This is a genomic window from Kitasatospora albolonga (assembly GCF_039535905.1).
GTDB lineage: Bacteria > Actinomycetota > Actinomycetes > Streptomycetales > Streptomycetaceae > Kitasatospora > Kitasatospora albolonga.
Genome location: NZ_BAAAYB010000143.1, coordinates 16,031 through 33,667 on the forward strand (window position 1 = coordinate 16,031; position 17,637 = coordinate 33,667).

At 74.5% G+C, this 17,637-nt stretch carries 15 protein-coding genes and 1 pseudogene; 8 read left to right on the forward strand and 8 right to left on the reverse strand.

What is annotated here, in order from left to right:
• The first annotated feature begins 95 nt into the window (after positions 1-95).
• On the forward strand, positions 96-749 hold the full coding sequence (locus ABD946_RS34700; protein WP_345289648.1) for a maleylpyruvate isomerase N-terminal domain-containing protein: 654 nt from the start codon (positions 96-98) through the stop codon (positions 747-749).
• 19 nt (positions 750-768) lie between these two features.
• Here the strand turns inward: ABD946_RS34700 and ABD946_RS34705 are convergent, their stop codons facing one another.
• The 3 genes from ABD946_RS34705 to ABD946_RS34715 all read right to left on the reverse strand — a co-directional run bounded on the left by ABD946_RS34705 (position 769) and on the right by ABD946_RS34715 (position 3,829).
• On the reverse strand, positions 769-1,719 hold the full coding sequence (locus tag ABD946_RS34705) for a hypothetical protein (RefSeq protein ID WP_345289649.1): 951 nt from the start codon (positions 1,717-1,719) through the stop codon (positions 769-771).
• A 224-nt stretch (positions 1,720-1,943) separates the two neighbouring features.
• The gene (locus ABD946_RS34710; RefSeq protein ID WP_345289650.1) at positions 1,944-2,432 is read right to left on the reverse strand and encodes a hypothetical protein; all 489 of its coding nucleotides are present in this window, start codon (positions 2,430-2,432) and stop codon (positions 1,944-1,946) included.
• Between the two features lie 224 nt (positions 2,433-2,656).
• Positions 2,657-3,829, reverse strand: coding sequence for an 8-amino-7-oxononanoate synthase (locus tag ABD946_RS34715; RefSeq protein ID WP_345289651.1), 1,173 nt, complete (start codon positions 3,827-3,829; stop codon positions 2,657-2,659).
• Between the two features lie 362 nt (positions 3,830-4,191).
• Between ABD946_RS34715 and ABD946_RS34720 the strand changes: the two genes are divergently transcribed.
• From ABD946_RS34720 to ABD946_RS34740, 5 genes are all read left to right on the forward strand, one after another.
• A complete protein-coding gene (locus tag ABD946_RS34720) occupies positions 4,192-5,409 on the forward strand; it encodes a glycosyltransferase (protein ID WP_345289652.1) in 1,218 nt (405 codons plus the stop codon).
• Positions 5,410-5,529: 120 nt separating this feature from the next.
• A complete protein-coding gene (locus tag ABD946_RS34725) occupies positions 5,530-7,293 on the forward strand; it encodes a SpoIIE family protein phosphatase (protein WP_345289654.1) in 1,764 nt (587 codons plus the stop codon).
• A gap of 80 nt (positions 7,294-7,373) precedes the next feature.
• Positions 7,374-8,588: a serpin family protein gene (locus ABD946_RS34730; RefSeq protein ID WP_345289655.1), complete on the forward strand. Its 1,215-nt coding sequence runs from the start codon at positions 7,374-7,376 to the stop codon at positions 8,586-8,588.
• A gap of 84 nt (positions 8,589-8,672) precedes the next feature.
• Positions 8,673-9,431, forward strand: a complete 759-nt coding sequence (locus tag ABD946_RS34735; RefSeq protein WP_345289656.1) for a hypothetical protein — start codon at positions 8,673-8,675, stop codon at positions 9,429-9,431.
• 100 nt (positions 9,432-9,531) lie between these two features.
• Positions 9,532-11,085 carry an APC family permease gene (locus ABD946_RS34740; protein WP_345289657.1) on the forward strand — a complete coding sequence of 518 codons (1,554 nt, stop codon included), beginning with the start codon at positions 9,532-9,534 and terminating at the stop codon, positions 11,083-11,085.
• Here the strand turns inward: ABD946_RS34740 and ABD946_RS34745 are convergent.
• Positions 11,082-11,726, reverse strand: coding sequence for a hypothetical protein (locus ABD946_RS34745; protein ID WP_345289659.1), 645 nt, complete (start codon positions 11,724-11,726; stop codon positions 11,082-11,084). The genes ABD946_RS34740 and ABD946_RS34745 overlap by 4 nt on opposite strands.
• 121 nt (positions 11,727-11,847) lie before the next feature.
• On the opposite strand from ABD946_RS34745, the gene ABD946_RS34750 reads away from it, so the two are divergent.
• A complete protein-coding gene (locus tag ABD946_RS34750) occupies positions 11,848-13,149 on the forward strand; it encodes a cytochrome P450 (protein WP_345289660.1) in 1,302 nt (433 codons plus the stop codon).
• 94 nt (positions 13,150-13,243) lie between these two features.
• Positions 13,244-13,585 carry a hypothetical protein gene (locus ABD946_RS34755; protein ID WP_345289661.1) on the forward strand — a complete coding sequence of 114 codons (342 nt, stop codon included), beginning with the start codon at positions 13,244-13,246 and terminating at the stop codon, positions 13,583-13,585.
• Positions 13,586-13,649: 64 nt separating this feature from the next.
• Here ABD946_RS34755 and ABD946_RS34760 read toward each other — a convergent pair whose 3' ends face one another.
• From ABD946_RS34760 to ABD946_RS34775, 4 genes and pseudogenes are all read right to left on the reverse strand, one after another.
• The gene (locus ABD946_RS34760) at positions 13,650-14,897 is read right to left on the reverse strand and encodes an ATP-grasp domain-containing protein (protein ID WP_345289662.1); all 1,248 of its coding nucleotides are present in this window, start codon (positions 14,895-14,897) and stop codon (positions 13,650-13,652) included.
• 34 nt (positions 14,898-14,931) lie between these two features.
• Complete coding sequence (ddaH, locus tag ABD946_RS34765) at positions 14,932-15,795, reverse strand: dimethylargininase (protein ID WP_345289663.1); 864 nt, start codon at positions 15,793-15,795, stop codon at positions 14,932-14,934.
• A 37-nt stretch (positions 15,796-15,832) separates the two neighbouring features.
• Positions 15,833-17,006, reverse strand: a pseudogene (locus ABD946_RS34770) (acyl-CoA dehydrogenase family protein).
• 103 nt (positions 17,007-17,109) lie between these two features.
• Positions 17,110-17,625, reverse strand: a complete 516-nt coding sequence (locus ABD946_RS34775) for a flavin reductase family protein (RefSeq protein ID WP_345289664.1) — start codon at positions 17,623-17,625, stop codon at positions 17,110-17,112.
• Positions 17,626-17,637: the final 12 nt, after the last annotated feature.

The following is a 17,637-nucleotide window of genomic DNA, read 5'->3' on the forward strand; positions in this document are numbered from 1 at the left end:
ATCCACCCCCGGCCGCCGCCTGCCCGGAGGCCACGCGGCGCACGGAGCGGTGAAATTCCGTCAGCGGCCGCCGCCGGACGGGATAGCGTCCCGGCATGACCAGCTCAGCGCACCCCGTGACCGCCGACGACCTCGACCAGGCCGTCCAGCTCGCCCTGACCACCCTCCGCCAGGCCCCGCCCACCACCGACTGGGACCGTCCGGCCGGCGCCCTCACCTGGACCTGCTGGGAGACGGTGGAGCACCTGGCCGACGACCTCTTCGCCTACGCCGCCCAACTCGGGCCGCGCAGGCCTCCGTTGACCCGGGAGGTGCCGTTCGTCTGGGAGGCCCGGCGCGAGGGCGGCCCGGCCAACGCGATCCACGCGGACCGTTCGGCCGGGCCGGAGGGGCTGCTCCAAGTCCTTGAGGCGGCCGGGTCGTTCCTCGTCGCGCTGGTCCGGGTCTCCGCCCCGGAGGTACGGGCGTACCACGGCTACGGCATCTCCGACCCGGAGGGCTTCGCCGCGATGGGCATCGTCGAGACCCTGGTCCACACCCACGACCTGGCGGAGGGGCTCGGGCTCGCCTGGGAGCCCCCGGCCGGGCTGTGCGCGCGGACGGTGGCGCGGCTGTTCCCGGAGGCCCCGACCGGGGAGGACCCGTGGCGGACGCTGCTCTGGTGCACGGGCCGCGCGGACCTGCCGGGGCGTCAGCGCCCCGTCCGCTGGCGGTGGGACGGCCGTCCGGCCGCCGAGCGGACGGGGTGAGACGGGGCGCAGCCGCGGCTCAGTGGTGGATCTCGGCCCGCAGCAGGTTCGGGTCCGGCGGCTGCTCGAAGAAGGCCCCGCTGGTGACGTACACGGAGCCGTCGCGGACCGCGACCGAGGTGGGGTTGGAGAGCCCGTCCTGCTTGGTGAGCACCACCGTCCGCTTCCCGCCGGTGGTGACGTGGACCAGTTCACCGGCCACGTTGCGGGCCGCCAGCAGGTCGTCCCGGTGGCCGGTGAAGTTGAAGTCGTCGATGCCGTCGAGCCCGGTGATCCGGGTCTCGACCGGCCCGGGAAGGGCATCCGGGTCCGAACCGACGGCGATCCGCAGGACGGTGCCGCAGTCGGTGTTGGAGACCCAGACCGCGCCGTGGTGGTAGCGGACCCCGTTGGCCCCGATGAACCCGTTGGGCCGCAGGTCCGGGTGGATCGCCCAGGCCAGCGGCACGCCGCCGTCGACCGGGACCCGCCAGACCACGCCCATCACCGAGTCGGCGGCGTAGAGCTGACCGTGCTTCCGGTCCAGGGTCAGGCCGTTGGGGATGCCGTCCGGCGGCAGGGCGCTGATCTGCTCGGGCTCGCAGCCGGGACGGATCCGCCAGATGCCGGTGAGCTTGGTGCCGGTGACGTAGTTGACGTAGAGGGTGCCGTCGTCGGCCCGGACGATGCCGGTGAGCGCGGCGTAGCCGAAGAGCGGCGTGGCGGGGTGCTCCTCGGTGGGCAGGGTGGCCAGGATCGTCACCTGCCCGTCGGGGGCGACCCGGGCCACCTGGCCGCTGCGCAGCAGGGTGAGGTCGGCGCTGCCGTCGGGTTCGAGAGCGACGTTCTCCGGCAACTGCCCTGCGGCGAAGTCGAAGTGGGCCGCGATGTGCGGATCGGAGAGCGGCGGGGCGACGGCCACGGCCGAGGCGGGGACGAGCAGGGCCAGCGCGAGCGCGCCGGCACCGGCCAGGCGGGTGGAGCGGTACACGGGGACTCCTCTACGGGGACGCGCCGAGCGCCGGTGGGGACACGGGCCCGGCCTTGCCCACAGCAGAGCACGCCGCCCCCTTCCCCGCCCGCCGACCCGGCGGCCGCCCGGGGCCCGGCGCCGTCTCGGAGCGCGACTCGCCGAACGGAGTCCCCCGCACGGCGGACACCGGTTCGGCCCTACGGACCCGGTGGCGGCCACCCGGCTCCGCCGAGCCGCGCCGGCTACCCCTGGGCGTTGTAGAAGCCGATCAACAGGGCTCCCCACCAGCCGAGTTGGGAGACCAGGGCGGAGACCGCGCCCCGCACCAGCAGGGGGCGGGGCGGCCGTTCGTCGCCGCAGACCGCCAGGCGCCGCTGGAGCGCGCCCGCCTGGACGCCGTTGAGGGCGATCATCAGCACCAGGACCAGCTTGAGCTGGGTGAGGCCGGAGTCGAGGTGGGGCTCCAGCAGGACGCCGCTGAGCGTGAGGCCGGCCAGGCCGGCCCAGATGGGGGTGTGCAACGGGGCCGCCAGCTCCAGGACTTGGCACAGCGTGCGGCGGCCGAGCAGCCAGAGGGCGCCGACATAGTCGACGGCGAGGACGGCGCCGAAGCCGGCCACCAGGGAGACCAGGTGGACCAGCAGGGCAGCCGTGTGCAGGGCCGGGGCGGCCCGGACGTGGCCGGCGGTCCAGGCGCTGGCGGCCCAGAAGGCGGCCAGCGCCAGCGACACGAGGGCATGGCGAAGTGCTCTGCCGCGCGGGGGCACGGCAGGTTCCGACTGAGGCATGGGGGTGCTCCCGGGTGGGGGTCCGGCAGGCTGACGCAGTGTCAGGTCAGGGTTCCGCTTTCCTGCCAGCCCCGTCAATAGGTCTGGACCAATCGGAGAGCGGTCCCCCTGCCGGGCGGTGCCCGGGCGCACACGAACGATTCAGGTCCGGCCCGAGCGGGCCGCGGTCAGGGCGCCGTCCGGCGGATCACCGCAACCGCCTCGGCGATCTGGATGTCCGTCAGGTCGCCCCGGGCGGTGAGCCGCAGGCGCGAGATGCCGTCCGGCACGGACGGCGGGCGGAAGCAGCCGACCGCGAGCCCGGCGGTGCGGCAGTCGGCCGCCCAGCGGACGGCCGCCTCCGGCCCGGGGGCCCGGACCGAGACCACGGCGGCGTCCGGGGTGCTGGCCTCCAGGCCGGCCGCGTTCAGCTGGGCGGAGAGCAGCCGGGCCACCTCGCGGGCCCGCTCGGCGCGCTCCGGCTCGGCCCGCAGCAGGCGCAGCGCGCCGAGCGCCGCGCCGACGGCGGCCGGGGCCAGGCCGGTGTCGAAGATGAAGGTGCGGGCGGTCTCGGTGAGGTGCCTGATCACCCGTCGGGGGCCGAGCACGGCGCCGCCCTGGGAGGCCAGCGACTTGGAGAGCGTGACGGTGGCGACGGTGTCGGGGGCCCCGGCCAGCCCGGCGGCGGCGAGCGCGCCGCTGCCGCCGGGGCCGAGCACCCCGAGGCCGTGCGCGTCGTCGATCAGCAGCGCGGCGCCGTGGGCGCGGGCGGCGGCGGAGAGCTCGCCGATCCGGGCGGCGTTGCCGTCCACCGAGAAGACCGAGTCGCTGACCACCAGGGCCCGGCGGTGGCTCCGGGCGGCGAGCGCGGCGGCCACCGCGGCCGGGTCGTCGTGCGGGGCGCGGTGCACGTCGCTGCGGGAGAGCCGGCAGCCGTCGATCAGCGAGGCGTGGTTGTTGGCGTCGGAGACGATCAGCGTGTCCGGGTCGGTGAGCGCGGTGAGCGCGGCCAGGTTGGCGGCGTACCCGGAGGAGAAGACCAGCGCCGCCTCCGCTCCGCAGAAGTCGGCGAGCTCCTGCTCCAGCTCGGTGTGCAGCGCGGTGGTGCCGGTGACCAGCCGGGAGCCGGTGGAACCGCCGCCCCAGCGCAGCGCGGCGTCGGCGGCGGCCCGGGTGACGGCGGGGTGGTGGACCAGGCCGAGGTAGTCGTTGCTCGCCAGGTCGAGCACCGGATCCTCGGCGGGACGGCTGCGCAGCGTCCTGGTCAGCCCGGCGGCGGCGCGCAGCTCGGCCGCCTCGTCGAGCCAGTCGAAGACGGCGGCGGGGGCGCTGGTGGCGGCGGGCTGGGCGGAGTGGACCATGGCCCGCACTCTGTCACCCGCCCGCTCCCACGACAACGCCCGGTGCCGTGGTCGGCTACCGCCGCACCCGTGCTGACCTGCAGTGACATCGCCGCTCGGGCCAGCGCGTGTGGTTGAGTTCACGCCCCCGTCGAGCTTCCGAGCACCCCCGGTGAGATCCCGTCGGGGCCGCCCGCACGGCGCCTCGTGGCCGAGGCCGCTACCCGACTCGGGCGACCGGCGCGCTCGTGCCCGGCGGGAAGGACGCCACACTCTCCGCCATGATCAACTTATACCCCGTCAGGGGGCTTGCCGCAAGGCCCCCTTGAGGGCGCAGAATCACCGCTCGAACGTGGATCACCGATCTTCCTGGGGGAAACGGAATGCGTGTACTGCTGCTGGCGTACGGATCGCGCGGCGACGTGGAGCCGATGGTGGGCCTGGCGCTCGCCCTGCGCTCGGCCGGCGCCGAGGTGCGGTTCTGCGCGCCGCCGGACTTCGCCGAGCTGCTGGCCGACAGCGGGCTGCCGCTGGTGCCGCTGGGCCGGTCGCTGCGGGAGATGGCCCGCGAGGCCGTGCTCGGGACCGGCCCGGCCATGACGATGCAGGAGCGGGCGGCCCGGGTGACGGCCGACACCTACGCGGCGGCCCTGCCCGCCGCCGAGGGCTGCGACGCGGTGGTGGCCACCGGGCTGATGCCCGCCGCCGCGGCCGCCCGCGCGGTCGCCGACCGCCTCGGCGTCCCGTACTCCTTCGTCGCCTACTTCCCCAGCTACCTGCCCTCCCCCGACCACCCCCCGCTGCCCTGGCCGGGCCACCCGCTCCCGCCGGAGGAGACCGACAACCGGGTGCTCTGGGAGCGCAACGAGCAGGTGCTGGACGAGCTGTTCGGCGGCGCCGTGAACGCGCACCGGGAGTCGGTCGGCCTGCCCCCGGTCGAGCACGTCCGTCCGCTCGTGCTCACCGACCGACCGCTGCTGGCGGCGGATGCCGTCCTCAGCCCCTGGCGCCCCACCGGCGAGCTGGACGTGGTGCAGACCGGGGCCTTCGCCCGGCCGGACGCGCGTCCGCTCCCGGCCGCGCTGGAGGCGTTCCTGACGGCGGGTGAGGCGCCGGTGTACGTCGGCTTCGGCTCGATGCCGGTGCGGGACGCCGAGGCGGTGGCCCGGGACGCGGTGGCCGCCGTCCGGGCGCAGGGCCGCCGGGTGCTGCTCTCCCGGGGCTGGGCCGGGCTGGCCGCCGAGGAGGCCGCCGACCTGCACGTGGTGGACGAGGTGAACCAGCAGGAGCTGTTCGGCCGGGTGGCGGCCGTGGTCCACCACGGCGGGGCCGGCACCACGACCACCGCCGCCCGGGCCGGCGTGCCGCAGGTGCTGGTGCCCCAGCTCGCCGACCAGCCGTACTGGGCCCGCCGGGTGGCCGAGCTCGGCATCGGGGTGGCGCACGACGGACCGGTGCCGAGCTTCGACTCGCTCTCGGCCGCGCTCGCGGCGGCCCTCACCCCGGAGACCGCGGCCCGGGCGAAGGAGCTGGCCGCCACGCTGCGCACCGACGGCGCCGCGACGGCCGCCCGGCTGCTGCTGGCGGGGCACCGGGCCTGACCGAAGGACGGCGGGGCGGGCGTCCGGCCCGGGTGTCCGACACCACTCGGCGCTTCTGTCGCCCGCCCCGCCCCTCCGTGCGACGATCCGAGCACTGCCTCCAGCCACGAGGAGGGCCGGGTGTCGCTGGACATACTGAGCGAGGAGCAGGCCAGGGCCCTGCTCCTCCACCTCGGGCGGCTGTCGCCGGACTCCCCCGGGGCGGCCGCGCTGCCCCGCCTGGTGGCCGACCACACGGTGATGCGCGCGGTGGCCGACGGGACCTCGGTCGGCATCGCCGTCCTCGACACCGGGCTGCGCTACCGCTACGTCAACGCGGCGCTGTCCGCGATGAACGGCGCCCCGGCCGACGACCACCTCGGCAAGGGCCTGGCCGACGTGGTCCCGGGCATCAACGTCGAGCACACCGAGGCCGCGCTGCGCTCCGTCCTGGAGACCGGACGCCCCGTGGTCCACCTGGTCGAGGGCATCACCACCCCGGACGGCTCGGGTCTGGCCCGGTTCTGGCACAACGCCTTCCACCGCCTGGAGGACGAGGACGGTGCCCCGCTCGGCGTGGTCGCCCTGGTCCTGGAGATCACCGAGGACCGGCGGATCCGCGAGGCCCTCGCGCTGGCCTCCACCCGGCTCTCCCTCTTCGACGAGGCCGCCACCCGGATCGGCACCACCCTGGACGTCCGGCAGACCTGCCAGGAGCTGACCGAGCTGCTGGTGCCCCGGCTGGCCGACCTCGCCGTGGTCGACGTGCTCGACTTCGAACACCACCACTCCCCCATCCACCCGCACCAGGCGCTCCAGCTCCGCCGCCTGGCCCTCTCCGCCGTCCGCGGCCTGGCCGGGGCCGCACAGCGGATCGGCGCTCCCGGATCGCCCGTCGTCCCTAGGCCGGGATCGGACCTCACCCGCTGCCTCGACGAACAGCGCCCGGTCATCTCCGACCTGCTCGGCAGGGACGGCTCCGGGCTGCACGGCCTGCCGCCCGAGCGGATCGCCCTGCACCGCGAACTCGGCCTGCACTCCGCCTGCCACGTCCCGCTGACGGCCCGTCACGACGTGATCGGCGTGGTCTCGCTGGCCCGCACCGCCGGCTCCCCGTCGTTCACCGCCCAGGAGGCCGATCTGGCGGGCGAGTTGGCGCTGCGGGCGGCCAACTCCATCGACAACGCCCAGCGGTACGCCCACGAGCGGCGCAGCGCCGTGCTGCTCCAGCGCGCCCTGCTCTCCGACCCCACCGTGCCCGGCTCCGGCGTGGAGTGCGCCCGGCGCTACCTGCCGGCCGGGGCGGCGGCCGAGATCGGCGGGGACTGGTACGACAGCCTGGCCCTGCCCGACGGCTGCACCCTGCTGACCGTCGGCGACGTGATGGGCCACGGCCTGGACGCCGCCGCCACCATGGCCGAGTACCGCTCCGTGATCCGCACCCTCGCCCTCCAGGGCCTGCCGCCCGAGGCGATCCTCGACGCGGCCGAACGCACCGTCCAGGCCCTCGGCCAGGAGCGGGTGGCCACCTGCCTGACCGTCGCCTTCTCCCCCGCCACCCGCACCGCCGCCCTCGCCACGGCCGGCCACCTGCCCCCGCTGCTGATCCCGCCGGACGGCCCGCCCCGCCTGATCGACCTCCCCGTCGGCCCCCCGCTCGGCGCCGGCCCCGGCCCGCACCGCAGCCGCTCCCTGCGGCTGCGGCCCGGCTCCGTGCTGCTGCTCTACACCGACGGCCTGGTCGAGCGCCGCGACGAGGACATCGACCAGGGGCTGGCCGCCCTCGCCGCCCTCCCCTTCGACCCGGCCGGCCCCCTGGAGTCCGTCCTCGACACCGCCGTCTCCCTGCTGGTCGGCGCCCGGGTCGGCGACGACGTCTCGCTGCTCGCGGTGCGCACCGCCTGACGGCGGGCCGGCCAAATCCGTTCGCCACCGGTGCACGCAGGCCCTACGCTCGGGCCGGTCTTCCGAGGAGGGGCAGAACGATGAGCGGGATCGCGGCAGTTCGAGCGGTGAACCGGCTGGCGGCGCGGTGGGCGGAGCTCGCGGACGGCGGCAGTACGGTCTTCATGCCGACCGGGGTGTGGCCGCTGCTGGCCTTCCTGGCGGCGGGTGCGCACGGCCCGGCGGCCGCCGAGCTGGAGCAGGCCCTCGGCATGCGCAGCGGCGAAGCCGCCGAGCACGCACGGGAGTTGGTCGACACCTTGCGCAAGCTCCCCGGGTCCTCGGCGGCGGTCGGTCTGTGGACCTCGGACCTGTTGCGCCCGGAACCGACCTGGCTGGCCGGCCTGCCGCTGGACGTGCACGGCGCACTGTCCGGCGACGCTGTCCAGGACCGGCGCCGTCTGGACGCCTGGGCCTCCCGCAACACCGGCGGCGAGGTCGAGTCGATGCCGGTCGCGCTCGACCGTGACACCCGGCTGGTGCTCGCCTCCGCACTGACCGTCCGGACGGACTGGCTCCGCCCCTTCCACGACTCCTTCGGCGGGCCCGAGTCCGGCCCGTGGGCCGGCCGCCCGTTCGCGTTCCTGTCCCGGGTCACCAGCCTCCTCGACCGCGCCGCGGTCGCCGACACCCCGGCCGGACCGGTCACCGAACTCCGGGTCCTGGGCCGCAACGACATCGACGTCCACCTGCTGCTCGGCGAGGAGGGGGCGAGCCCCGGCGCCGTACTCGGTGCGGGCCTGGGCATCCTCGCGGGAACCGTGCCGAGGGTGACCGCCGACCTGCTGCCGACCGGACGGCCCGGCCCTGGCCTGGACATCGCCTGGACCCGGAGCATGGATCGCGGCGACTACCTGTGGGCCTTCGTCCCCGCGTTCTCCGTCCGGGCCGACCACGACCTGCTGGCCCGCCCCGAGGTGTTCGGCCTCGCCGCCGCCACCGACCCGGAGCCCCCGACCGGCCACTTCTCCGGGATCTCCACCGCCGAGCCGCTGGTCATCGGTTCCGGACAGCAGTCAGGGACCGCGGCCTTCGGCGCCAACGGCTTCCGCGCTTCCTCGGTCACCGCGTTCGGCGTGGCCGCGGGCGGCGCTCCGAAGCCGCGGTACCGGGTCAAGTCCGTCGCCGTGCACTTCGACCGCCCGTTCGGCTTCCTCGCCGTCCACCGCACCTCCCGCCTGGTCCTCGCCGCCGGCTGGGTCGCCGAACCGCAGCCCGCCGAGGAACCGGCCTGGGACGAGGAGGACGAGGCCTGAGCGACGACCGTGGGCCGGCGTTTGGTGGTCCGGGGCCGGGGTAGCGATGGCCCGCACCGATCATCGGACAACAGGAGGACCATCGTGACGGCCGACCCCTCGACCGAGCCGACCTCCGGGCCGGACACCGGGACCCGCCACGAGCTCCGCGACGCGATCCACCGCACCGACGTGAGCGGTCTGCTACGGTCGCGCGTCAACGCCGCGAGCGGCATCGACTGGGCACTGCTGAAGGACGTCCCGCTCGACAAGTACCTCGACGAGCAGAGCCGGGCCTCGGTGCGGCAGCTCCTCGCCGAGGTGGACGAGCGCTTCGGTTCGGGCGACGACCTGGAGGCCGTACAGCTCCTCCGGGCGACACCGGAGTGGCAGGCCGTGGTGGACAGCGGATGGATGGCCGCCGACGGGCCGGCCAGTGACGTGCTGCTGGTGCTGATCGGCTCGGACCGGGTCATGGAGGGGCCTTTCCTACCGCTCCCCGGCGAACCGGTGTCCTTCCACGTGAACCAGCAGACGGACAACGGCTCCAACATCGCGGTGCTGCTGTTCTCCGGCCGCCTGGTCTGGGGCGGGGAGGGCGGCCGCGACTACACGGTGAGCGGGAACCTGATCGCCCGCAGCAGCGTGCGGGGCCGGGCCACGGTGTGGCTCCAGTACGGCGCCACCGACGAGAGTTGGCGGGACTCGGAGGAGACCGAGGTGTCCAACCTCAGCCAGTCCACCCGGGAGATCACAGTCACCGGCACCGTCAAGCCCGGCCAGCAGCTCGAACTCCGCCTCGGCACCTGGTCGCACGCGGGCTGGAAGTACTCCACACGCCAGACCTTCGCCCCCGTGGCCTGAGGTCATCACTGGGCCTGACGGGTGGTTCGAGGCCGGGCGGGCGGGCGGGTCGCGGCCGCGGATCGTGACGGCGGGTCAGGATGCCTCTCCGGGAGGAATCTTGACGCACAGCGCGCACGGACAGCACCATCAGCCGGAGCAGCACCGACCGGAGCGTGACCTCCAGGAGAAGGGGCTCAAGTCGGGGGCGGTCGGCCTGGTGGCCAGCGTGGTGCTGAGCGTCTCCTCGGTCGCCCCGGTGTACGCGCTCACCGCCACCCTGGGGCCGACCGTGGCCCAGGTCGGGCTGCAGATGCCGGCCGTCTTCCTGGCGGGCTTCCTGCCGATGCTCCTGGTGGCCTACGCCTACCGGGAGTTGAACCGGGTGATGCCGGACTGCGGCACCTCCTTCACCTGGACGGCCAAGGCCTTCGGGCCGCACCTGGGCTGGATGTGCGGCTGGGGCCTGGTGGTGGCCACCATCATCGTGCTGTCCAACCTGGCCGGGGTCGCGGTCTCCTTCTTCTACCTGATGCTGGCCCAGGTCTTCGAGAACCCGGACCTCGCCGACCTGGCGCACAACCGCGGCCTCAACGTCCTGACCTGCCTGGTCTTCGTCGGCCTGGCCACCGCCATCGCGTACCGGGGCGTGACCCTCACCAAGGAGGTCCAGTACGTCCTGGTGGGGCTGCAGCTGACGGTGCTGGCGCTCTTCTCGCTGTTCGCCTTCGTCAAGGCCGGGCAGGGGCGCTCGCCGCTGGCCATCGAGTTCAGCTGGCAGTGGCTGGACCCGTTCGCGGTGCAGTCCTTCGCCGCCTTCACCGCCGGGCTCTCGCTCTCCCTGTTCATCTACTGGGGCTGGGACACCTCACTGACCGTCAACGAGGAGACCGCCGGCTCCGCCGCCACCCCCGGCCGGGCCGCCCTGCTCACCATGGTGGTGATCCTCACCGGCTACCTGGTCACCGCCGTCGCCACCCAGCGCTTCGCCGGGGTCGGCACCGAGTCCTACGGCCTGGGCAACCCGGCCACCGAGGACAACGTCTTCGCGGCCCTGGCCAAACCGGTGCTCGGCTCGCTCTCCATCCTCATCTACGTGGCGGTGCTGGCCAGTTCGGCCTCCAGCCTGCAGACCACCTTCCTGCCGCCGGCCCGCACCATGCTGGCCATGGGCACCTACCGTGCGATCCCCGCCCGGCTCGCCCACATCCACCCGCGGTACGCCAGCCCCTCCACCGCCACCCTGGTGTCCGGGATCGGCACCGCCGTCTTCTACTCCACGATGACGCTGATCAGCGACAGCGTGCTGGTGGACACCATCTTCACCCTCGGCATGATGATCTGCTTCTACTACGGCCTCACCGCCTACGCCTGCGTCTGGTACTTCCGGCGCGAACTCACCTCCTCCGTCCACTCGTTCTTCTTCAAGGGTGTCTTCCCACTGCTCGGCGCCGCCCTGCTGACCGCCGTCTTCCTCAAGACCGCCGTCGACACCTGGGACCCGTCCTACGGCTCCGGCACCTCCCTCTTCGGCGTCGGCACCGTCTTCCTGATCGGCTTCGGCCTGCTGGCCCTCGGCGTGGTGCTGATGCTGCTCTGGCGCCACCACGCCCCGGCCTTCTTCCGCGGCGAGACGCTCCGCCACGACACCCCGTCCCTGGTGGTCGAGGACTAGAGCGAGGTCAGCGCGCTCCGGGACAGCGACCGCAGGACGGCCGGGTGGTCGACCGGGTCACCGTCGCCGTTGGTCGCGCCCAGGTGGGCCACCAGGTCCTGCGGGTCCAGGCGGTGCGCCTCGGCCTCGCCGAGGAGGTGCTCGACCGGGGCGGCGGCGGTGAGGTGGCGGCGCAGGTCGCGGAGGAGGTCGGCGCGGTCGACGACGTCGCTCATGCCGCAGTCCAGGCCGTCGTCGTCGAGGTCGTCGGGGTAGGGGGCGCGGGCCCAGGTGCCGTCCTCGTACCAGTAGACGCAGCCGATCTCGTTGCCCGCGATCCGGTCGCGCAGCTCCTCGTACGGCAGCCAGCCGGGCCCGCCGGCGAGCACGTCGATCGGCGGCTCGTACCACTTGACCTCGCTGGACTCGTCCTCGCCGTAGAGGACGAAGCGTCCCTCGCCGCAGCGGGAGAGCACCCACCAGGTGCAGCCGGAGTCGTCCCAGTGCAGGCCGTCCTCGTCGATCCACCGGCCGTGGCGGTGGACCGACGGGCGGGCCTCGGCCTCGGTGGTGGCGGTCAGCGCGGCGAGCAGCGCCCAACGTGCCCAGAGCACCTCGGCCGGTGGGAGGTCCTGCGGCAATCCGGGCCGGTTGACGGTCATTCAAGTGCCCCCGTGTGAGCGTTCGGTCGGTGATCACCACCACCCTACGGGGGTGTCACCGGGCGCCGTCGATGGCGTACGGTCCGTACTGAAGCGCCGTCGGAGGGTGAGGAGCGGACCGGTGTCCACGGAAGCAGTGACCGCAGCACCTCCCGTGCCCCGGCTGGACCCGGCGGTGGCGGCCGCCTGGCGGGCCCGGGGCGGGGAGCTGGTGGAGCTCCTGGCCGCCGCCCGGGACGAGGTGGGGCCGGTGGCAGGGGTGCCGGTCGGGGACCGGCCGACGGTGCTGGTGACCGGGCCGGCCGAGGTGCAGCACGTGCTGGCACACCATCCGGAGCGCTACGTGAAGCGCTCGCACCGGGCCAGGATGCTGATCGGCGACGGTGTGCTGGCCGCCACCGGGGAGGCCTGGAAGCGCCAACGGAAGCTGCTGCAGGGCCAGTTCACCGGCACCGGGATGCGCCGCTACGAGCGGCGGATCGCCGCCGCGGCACGCACCGCCGCCGGGCGCTGGGCCCGCTCGGCGGCCGAGGGCGCGGTGGTGGACCTCGGCGACGAGATGCGTCGCTACGCGCTCGACACCATCTGGCGCGCCCTCACCGGCCATCCGCTGGACGACGCCACCGACCGTGAACTCGGCGCCGTGGCCACGGTGGTGGCCCGGATGCCGGAGCTGCCGGCCGACGCCTCGGACGCCGCGGCGGCGGTGGCCGGGGAGCTGGCCCGGATCGACCTGATCGCCGAGCGCGCCATCGAGGCCGCCCGCTCGGGCCCGGCCGGGCCGGACGGCCCGGGGCTGCTGGCCCTGCTCACCGAGGAGGGCCACGGCTACCCGGACCGGCTGATCCGCGACGAGCTGGTCACCCTGCTGGTGGCCGGGCACGAGACCACCGCGACCACCCTCACCTGGCTGTACCTGCTGCTGGACCGTCACCCCGGCGCCCGGCAGGCCGCACTGGCCGCCGGCGTGGAGGGCTCGCCGCAGCGCCGCGAGGCGGTGCTCGCCCTGGTCCACGAGACCCTGCGCCTCTACCCCTCCGCCTGGCTGCTCCCCCGCCACGCCCTGGAGCCCGACGTGCTCGGCGGCCACCGGATCGAGGCCGGCACCGACGTCCTGGTCTGTCCCTACCTCACCCACCGCGACCCGTCCCGCTGGCTGGACCCCGAACGCTTCGACCCCGCCCGCTTCACCACCCCGGGCCGCCGCCCCGCCGAACTCGGCGCCTACCTCCCCTTCGGCCTCGGCGCCCGCGCCTGCCTGGGCACGCAGTTCGCCCTCCGCGAGACCGCCGCCCTGCTCGAACTCCTGCTCCCCGCCTGGACGACGACCCTCCACGACCCCCCGTCCGGCGCCTCCTACAGCATCACCGTCCGCCCCGACGGCCCCGTCCTCGCCACCCTCACCCCGGCGGCGGGAGCCTGAACCACCCCGTCCGCACCAGGGAGGCTTCGGGTACGATCCGCCGTGGAAACGACGGAGACCCTGCGCCGGACCGGCGAGTGAGGAGGCCCCGGCGGTGCGTGCGCTGACCCGGGACGAGGAGTGTCTGCTCGTCAACGCCCGTGAGGGCACCGAGCTCTGGGCGGTGCTGGCCGACCGGGCGGAGACCGAGGAGGACGAGGAGCGTGACTCCTACGTCCCGCTCCTCACCGCGCTGATCACGGACTGGACCCGGGAGGGCTACGTCCGGCTGCGGCAGGGCGGCGCCTGGCCGCACTGGCTGACGGACGGGCGGGACGTGCCGGTGGAGGAGGTCCCCACCGTACTGGCCGACCCGGCCAGTTGGGCGTACGAGGAGGAGCCGGTCTCGGTGGTGGCGGTGGTCGTGGGCGCGCGCCCCGTCGACGACCTGTTCTGAGCCGCACGCCCGGAGACCGGTGCCAACCACCCGGCGGGGGGATCGGGCACCGGCCTCCGACGGATCAGCCGGCCGTCCGGACGGTGATCGCGGCGGTCACGGCCGCGGCGTTGGCCAGCGCCTCCTCGGGCGTGGCGCCCCTGGTCATCACCGAGCCGGCCCGGTCCCAGGAGCTGCGCAGCGGACGGACCGTCTGGCCGGGCTCCAGGTGGAGCGAGAGGGAGAGCACGCCTGGCAGGGCGCGGGCCTCCTCCACTCCGGTGACGGAGACCACCTCGCCGGGCTCGGCCTGGACGAAGCGCACCGCCGCACCGCCGGCCGCCTCCCGCGGCAGGGGGGCGGGCCGCCCGCCCTGCATGACGGTGTAGAACTCCGCCGCCAGGTTGATCCGGTAGGCCTCCTCGATCAGCATCGGGATGCCGTCGCCGGGGAAGCGCCCGGCGCACTCGACCAGGTACGGGACGCCCTCGCTGACGATCCACTCGCAGTGCACCATGCCGCTGCCGAAGCCCACCGCCCGCAGCACCCTCCCGGTCTCGGCGACCAGCAGCTCCCCGAGCTCGGGCGCGAGGCCCGCCGCCGGGACGGAGTGGCCGAGCTCGATCGGCCGGTCGCCGGGGTAGAGCAGCTTGCCGGTGACGTTGGAGAACAGCACCTCGCCCTCGCGGACCAGCAGTTCGACGCTGAACTCCTCGCCCCGCACGTACTGTTCGACCAGCATCCGCAGCTCGCGCTCACGGTCGGGCACCAGGTAGCCCTCGTCCTGGGTGAGGCAGTCCTGCCAGACCGATTCCAGGCCGTCCAGCGAGTGCAGCACCCGGGTGCCCACCGAGGCCTGCCGGTTGGCGGGCTTGAGCACCAGGGAGCCGGGGTGGGCGGCGGCGAACTCCCGCACCTGCTCGGCCGAACCGACCTCCTGGGAGGCCGGGTTGGCGATCCCGGCGGCGCTGGTGACCTTGCGCAGCAGCGCCTTGTCCCGCATCACCTGGGCGGCGCCGGCCCCGGCGCCCGGCAGGCCGTAGCGCTCGGCCAGCCGGGCCGCGAACGGCGTGGCGTACTCCAGCAGCGGGGCGATCAGCGCCGGATCCAGGTCGGGGTAGGTGGCGAAGAACTCATCGGCCGCACCGGGGAGTTGGTACTCCCACCCGATCAGCTCGCGGAGCATCACGGCGCCGTCCAGGGCGGACTTCAGATCGCGGTTGCGGATCACGTCCGGCTCGTCGATGACGATCACCGAGCCGGGGGCGAACTCCTTCACCACCGGGAGGACGTTGACGTAGCCGACGATGATCCAGGGCTGCTGCGAGGTCATCGGGTTCTCCTTCGAGGGCGTGCGGACGGGTTGGTCAGTGGCGGAGTTCGAGGGTGCAGCACTTGGCGCTGCCGCCGGCCTTCAACAGCTCGGTGAGACCGACCCCGTGTGTGCGGAAGCCGCGCTCGCGCAGCTGGGCGGCCAGCCCGGTGGCGGCCTCGGGGAGGATCACGTTGAGCCCGTCGGAGACGGCGTTGAGGCCGAAGACCACGGCGTCGGCCTCGGTGGCGATCACCGCGTCCGGGAAGAGGGCACGCAGCACGGCCCGGCTCTCCTCGCTGAACGCGGCCGGGTAGTACATCACCTCGTCCTGGTCGAGCACGGCCAGCGCGGTGTCCAGGTGGTAGAAGCGCGGGTCGACCAGCTGGAGGCCGACCACCGGGCGGCCGAACAGCTCGGCGGCCTCGGCCTGCGAGCGCGGGTCGGAGCGGAAGCCGTTGCCGGCCAGGATGGCGCGGCCGGTGGTGAGGTAGTCCCCCTCCCCCTCGTTGGCGTACTCCGCCTGGACCACCTCGGCGAAGCCCTGGGAGCGGAACCACTCGACGTAGTGGGCGGATTCGCCGTCCCGCTCGGCGTGCCGGAAGCGGGCGACGAGCACCTTGTCGTCGACCACGGTGGCGCCGTTGGCGGCGAAGACCATGTCGGGCAGGGCCGGGTCCGGGTCGATGGTCTGGACGTGGTGGCCGAGCGAGACCAGCAGGTTGTGCAGCACCTCCCACTGGGCCACGGCCAGGGTGTTGGACGTGGGCTTGGCCGGGTTCATCCAGGGGTTGATGGAGTAGGTGACGTCGAAGAAGTCCGGACGGCACATCAGGAAGTGGCGCAGTCTGGCCCGGCGCGGCATCCGCGCGGCCTGGCTGGTGGCGGCGCGGGCGACGGGGGTGAGCAGCTCGGTCATGGCGGCGGGTCCTCTCGCAGACGTGGGGGGGAAGGGTTCAGCTGGTGATGCCGAGGCTGAGCGGGAACCCGGGCCGGCTGCCGAGCAGGTGCGCACCGGCGGACTGCAGGATCTTGTCCTGCGCCACCACGTGCTGACACATCGTCATGGTGTCGCGCAGCCAGCGGTCGAGCGGGTTGGGCCGGTAGACCGAGGCGGTCTGCATCAGGTCGTAGAGCCGGGTCAGGATGGAGCGGGCGGTGCGGAAGGCGTGCAGCCGGGAGAGCGGCAGGGCGGCCCGCTCCTCGGGGGTCAGGTCGTCCAGGGTGCCGCCGGGGGCGGAGAGCACCTCCCACTGGCGGCGCAGCGCGCCGTAGACGCCCTGGCGGGTGGCGTGGAAGTCGGCCTCGCACTCGGCGAGGGTGACCTGCATCCGCCAGTTGTCGGCCCAACCGGAGCCGCCGGGGCCGGACTTGGCGGCCACCTGGGCGCGCACCCAGTCGAGGGCGGCGCGGGCGGTGCCGAGCGGGACGCCGGGCATGTTGCGCATGTGCACCTCGGGCTGGGCCAGCGGGCCGGCCGCGCCCCGGACGGTGTCGAAGGTGAGGGTGCGGCCCTCGGGGACGAACACCTCCTCGATGGCGTAGTCGCAACTGCCGCTGCCGGCCAGGCCGGTGGTGTGCCAGGTGTCGATGACCTCGACCTGGGCGGCGGGGACCATCAGCAGGATCGAGTCCTGTGCTCCCTCGGCGGGGTAGGCGGCGCCGTCCTCGAAGACGAAGGCGCCGGAGATCACCCAGTCGGCGTGGGTGATGCCGCTGCCGAACTGCCAGCGCCCGCTGAGGCGGTAGCCTCCCGGGACCCGCTCGGCCCGGCCGGTGGGGAAGAGCAGCCCGGCGGTGGTCATGTCCAGGCGGGGGAACATCTCCTTGGCCACCGCCTCGTCCAGGAAGGCCGCGTAGAGGCCGGAGTCCATGCCGATCATGGCCGCCCAGCCGGCCGAGGGGTCTCCGTAGGCGAGGGCCTCGACCACCTCGGTCTGCTCGATGGAGCTGAGCTCGGGGCCGCCCCAGGAGCGGGCGAAGCCCATTCGGAAGGCACCGGTGGCACGGACGGCCTCGACCACCTCGGGGGGAAGGCGTCGGGCCCGCTCGATCTGCTCGCCGCGCTCGCGCAGCCAGGGGGGCCAACTCCCGTGCGGCGGCCAGGATGTCGGCGGCGGTGTTGGGCACCTCCGCCGGGACGGGCGCCGGGGCGGCGGGAACGGGTACAGGACCGGCCGGCCGGGCGACGGCCGCGGGGGCCGGGGCGGCGATCGGCGTCGGGTGGGGCATCTCAGGACTCCTTCGCGGCGGAGGGGGGTGCGGGCGGCAGCTGCCGGAAGCCGCCGTGCAGGAAGAGCAGGGGCGGGCGGTGGTCGCCACCGGCGGTGGCGACCACCTCACCGATCACCATCGTGTGGTCGCCGATCTCGAAGCTGTCCCGCAGGACGCACTCCAGACCGGCCATCGCGTCCAGGAGCAGGGCGCCGGTCTCGCTCCCCGGCCTGGCGGCCAGGCCGGCCACCACCGCCTGCCGCTCCGGGCGGCCCCGGGCCAGCGAGCGGGCCAGCGGCTCGGCCTCGCCGTCCAGGATCGCCACCGCCCACTTCTTGGTCTGGAGCAGGTCGCCCAGGAAGCGGGACTCGCGGTGCAGCGAGAGCGAGACCAGCGGGGGGTCGAGCGAGACCGAGGTCAGCGAGTTGAGCGTCACCGCGTCGTGGCGGCGGGTGCCGTCGCGGTCGGCGTAGGTGGTCGCGACGCAGACCCCGGTGGCGAAGTCGCGCATCACGCCGCGCAGATCGGGTGACATGGCGGGTGCTCC